Here is a 4011-nt window from a genome sequence, read left to right on the forward strand (position 1 = left end):
ACCGGTCCGCCATGCCGGCGGCGCCATCCGCCAGAAAGCGCGCCGTCCAACGAGCGACCACCTTCGACGTCACCCCATATGTCCGCGCAGCATCGGCTTTGGAACAAGCGCCATCAATAACGGCGCGCGCCATCTCCTCTCGACGCCGCGGTGTTAAACGGGCATTCTTGTGAATGTTCATTCGGTCCTCCGAGAATCACTGAAGCTTTGACAACCTCAGCTTTCTCGACCAGGGCCGAATGGACAACCTCCTGAAAGCTCACAACTAGAGCGGTTCATCGCTTATCGGAATCGGCAGGGATTGAACGAAGCCGCTTTCGCGGCATTTGGAGGATCTGATTGCATGAAGCGCTCCTGATTGAAGGAATGGGCTGTTTTGCCCAACCTTCAATCAGGAGATGACGATGACGGAGATGAGCCCTCTACGCCGGCGCATGATCGATGACATGACGATCCGCAACCTTTCGCCAGCAACGCAACGATCGTATTTACATGCGGTGACGAAGTTCTCGCGCTATTTCGGGCGATCGCCAGACCGTCTTGGACTGGAAGACGTGCGCGCGTTTCAGGTGCATCTGGTTTCATCGGGCCTATCATGGCCAGCCTTGAACCAGACAGTTTGTGCCCTGCGGTTCTTCTTTGGCGTCACGCTTGGTCATGGCGAGATACCGGAGCGCATTGCCTATGCCCGGACACCCGCCAAGCTGCCGACGATCCTCAACGGCGACGAGATCGTCCGGTTTCTGGAAGCGGTTCCGAGCCTGAGGACCCGTTCCGCACTGACGACAGCGTATGCGGCGGGGCTGCGCGCCTCGGAAGCTGTCCATCTCAAGGTCCGTGACATTGAAGGCGGACGCGGCATCATCCGCGTCGAGCATGGCAAGGGCGGAAAGGATCGCAACGTCATGCTATCAGCGCAGTTGCTCGCGATCCTGCGGGTCTATTGGCGGCTGGCGAGACCCGAGGTCTGGCTGTTTCCGGGCCGGGACGAGACCAAGCCCATCGACGTCCAGGTTCTGTATTCTGCCTGCCGTTCGGCGTGCGCCGCGGCTGGGATCCACAAGAGGGTGACGGTGCATACGCTGCGCCACAGCTTTGCCACCCATCTTCTGGAAAGCGGAACCGACATCCGCATCATCCAAGTTTTGCTCGGCCACAACAATCTATCCACCACGGCACGCTACACGAAGGTTTCCAACACCCTGATCCGCAGCACGACCAGCCCGCTCGACCGGCTGACGTTGGAGGTGGTGCCGCCAAGCTGAGTAAGCTCCGCCATGGCGGCGGGTCTGGAGGTGGCGGAGATTTTTCACCGCCACGGGGAAAGATATCGCCAAGCACACGACGCTCATCTCGGGCGTGTCGAACGCCGGGTCATGAGTGCGGTCGAGATGTGCAGGACCGCTCGGCTGGGCGGACATGTCCAGCAATGCCAGGACTGCGCGGCGTTCCGCGTCGCTATAATTCCTGCCGCAACCGGCATTACCCAAAGTGTCAGGGACAGGCGAGTCGTGACTGGCTTGCCGCACGGCAGGCCGACCTTCTGCCGGTCGGCTACTTTCATGTGGTATTCACCCTACCGCAGCAGATCGCCGCAATCGCCTTCCAGAACAAGACCGCCGTTTACAACATCCTGTTCAAGGCTGTGGCTGAGACGCTACGCAAGCTTGCTGCCGATCCCAGGCATCTGGGTGCCGAGATCGATTTCATCGCGGTGCTGCACTCCTGGGGCCAGAACCTCCACTGCCACCCACATATCCATTGTATCGTGCCGGGCGGCGGATTGTCGTTCGACCAGTCGCGCTGGATTGCCTTCCGGCCAACCTTCTTCCTGCCTGTGCGGGTTCTGTCGCGGCTGTTCCGGCGGCTGTTTCTCGAACAGCTGAGGCAGGCCTACGATCTGGGTCAACTTCAATTCTGCGGCGATATCGCCGCTCTGGCCGATCCGGTCGCCTTCAATCGAACCCTTAGAGCAGCACGTCGCATCGAATGGGTGGTCTATGCAAAGCCGCCATTTGCCGGACCCGAACAGGTACTGGCCTATCTCGGCCGCTATACCCATCGCATTGCCATCTCCAATTCCCGCCTCGTCAGCATTGATGGCGATCGCGTCACATTCCGATGGAAGGATTATCGAACGGGCGGCAGGCAAAAGGTGATGACGCTCGATGCCTACGAGTTCATCCGCGCCTCCTGCTTCACACCGTTCCGGACGGCTTTCACCGCATTCGTCATTACGGCCTGCTTGCCAATGTCCATCGGCAACTGAAGCTGGACCTGTGCCGAAGCCTGCTCGGCGTCCCGCCGCCGGAGCAGCCGGTCGAAGAACCGGACGCAAAGCCACCACCTTTGGCGCACCGCTGCCCCTGTTGCGGCGGAACGATGACGATAATCGGCGCGTGGACCCCGATCCAGCCGGTCTGCCGACCAGCATGGGAAGACAGTTCATGATCATACCACGCGTGCCACCAGTCCAACGATCAGCGTCGGCATGCCGAGCAGCCGCGAGGCAAGTGCTTTGGCCCATCGTGCCTGAGCAACGTAAAGCGCAACAGCACCAAGGGTTCCGTCGATGCAAACCAGCCGACAGGGGCGTCAAAGACACCGCAAATACCGGCAAGTATCTCCTTCCAGACCTGTCAACGTGCTCCGCCAAGGCTCGAACCTGCAAAACGCCATCCACCGCTTCGGCTAAATCCCCATAGCGACAAACAACCCGCGCCTTCGCTCAATCCGGCTTCAATGAGGTCCGATCAGTGAATGCCGCACGCACGGCGCGCGGACCTCACAGAACCCTCCAGATTCTCAAATCAGCAGAATTGTGATTCAAGATGGGTGCTGGAGTAGGAGGCCAGCCTCCATGACGCGACCTTATTCGAATGATCTTCGTGAACGTGTAGTGGCTTCAGTTGCGGCCGGTCAGAGCTGCCGGGTTGTGGCGGATCGGTTCGACATTGCCGTGTCGTCTGTTGTGAAGTGGTCTCAGCGGCATCGGGCAACCGGCAGTGTGACCCCCGGCAAGATGGCGGTCGACGTCGACGGGTGCTTGAGCCGCATCGCGCCTTCAAAGGGTTTTGGGTGTGCCGACGGTCAGTGATCGGATCGCGCAGATGGTGGTCAAGCAGATGATTGAGCCGGATTTAGAGCCGCTCTTCTTTCCAGACTCCTATGGCTACAGGCCGATGAAGTCGGCTTTGGATGCCGTTGGGGTAACGCGTCAGCGGTGCTGGAAATACGATTGGGTTCTGGAATTCGACATCAAAGGGCTGTTCGACAATCTTCCGCATGATCTCTTGCTGAAGGCGGTCAGAAAAGACGTCAAATGCAACTGGGCTCTGCTCTACATCGAAAGATGGTTGACCGCGCCTATGGAAAAGAACGGAGAAGTCATTGAGCGGACGCGTGGTACCCCGCAAGGGGGCGTGGTCAGCCCGATCCTATCGAATCTCTTCCTGCATTACGCGTTTGACGTCTGGATGACCCGGACGCATCCGGATCTACCATGGTGTCGGTATGCAGACGATGGTCTGGTGCACTGCCGGACCGAGCAGGAAGCAGAGGCCCTCATGGTCGAGCTCCAAGCGCGGCTGGCAGAATGCGGACTTCAGATGCATCCGACTAAGACCCATATCGTCTACAAGATAATCGGCGCCGGGAAATGTATCCGACTGTCAAATTTGACTTCCTTGGATACCAGTTCAGGCCGCGACAGGTGGCGACTTCACAGCGGAATGAGTTCTTCTGTGGCTATACCCCAGCGGCCAGTCCGGCGGCGCTAAAATCGATGCGGGCCACGATCAAGAGCTTGAACATTCCGCGGCAAACGCCGGGGACGCTGGCTGAAATCGCCAAACAGATCAATCCGCTCCTCCGGGGATGGATTGCCTACTATGGGCGGTTCAGTCGTTCGGACCTGTTCTCTCTGGCTGACTATGTCAATCGGAAGCTCAAGGCCTGGATCATGCGAAAGTACAAGCGCTTTCGGTTCCACAAAACTCGGGCTTCGCAGTT

At 59.0% G+C, this 4011-nt stretch carries 4 protein-coding genes and 2 pseudogenes; 5 read left to right on the forward strand and 1 reads right to left on the reverse strand.

Features of this window, described 5'->3' with window-relative positions:
* On the reverse strand, positions 1 to 181 hold a 181-nt coding region (locus EFR00_RS32660; RefSeq protein ID WP_148102833.1), incomplete at its 3' end, for a helix-turn-helix domain-containing protein.
* Between the two features lie 223 nt (positions 182 to 404).
* On the opposite strand from EFR00_RS32660, the gene EFR00_RS32665 reads away from it, so the two are divergent.
* From EFR00_RS32665 to EFR00_RS33855, 5 genes and pseudogenes are all read left to right on the forward strand, one after another.
* Positions 405 to 1265, forward strand: coding sequence for a site-specific integrase (locus tag EFR00_RS32665; protein ID WP_077989899.1), 861 nt, complete (start codon positions 405 to 407; stop codon positions 1263 to 1265).
* Between the two features lie 12 nt (positions 1266 to 1277).
* Positions 1278 to 2451, forward strand: a pseudogene (locus EFR00_RS32670) (IS91 family transposase).
* A 409-nt stretch (positions 2452 to 2860) separates the two neighbouring features.
* Positions 2861 to 3066, forward strand: a pseudogene (locus EFR00_RS32675) (IS630 transposase-related protein); the annotation flags it as partial.
* A 44-nt stretch (positions 3067 to 3110) separates the two neighbouring features.
* The gene (locus tag EFR00_RS33850; RefSeq protein WP_245317142.1) at positions 3111 to 3779 is read left to right on the forward strand and encodes a reverse transcriptase domain-containing protein; all 669 of its coding nucleotides are present in this window, start codon (positions 3111 to 3113) and stop codon (positions 3777 to 3779) included.
* A gap of 5 nt (positions 3780 to 3784) precedes the next feature.
* The coding region (locus EFR00_RS33855) for a group II intron maturase-specific domain-containing protein (protein ID WP_281040136.1) at positions 3785 to 4011 on the forward strand (227 nt) is incomplete at its 3' end.

Source organism: Rhizobium sophoriradicis (assembly GCF_003939025.1).
GTDB classification, from domain to species: Bacteria; Pseudomonadota; Alphaproteobacteria; order Rhizobiales; family Rhizobiaceae; genus Rhizobium; species Rhizobium sophoriradicis.

Coding starts and splice junctions, on each gene's coding strand:
- EFR00_RS32665 (WP_077989899.1), top strand. CDS start 405: ATGACGGAGATGAGCCCTCTACGCCGGCGCATGATCGATGACATGACG.
- EFR00_RS33850 (WP_245317142.1), top strand. CDS start 3,111: ATGGTGGTCAAGCAGATGATTGAGCCGGATTTAGAGCCGCTCTTCTTT.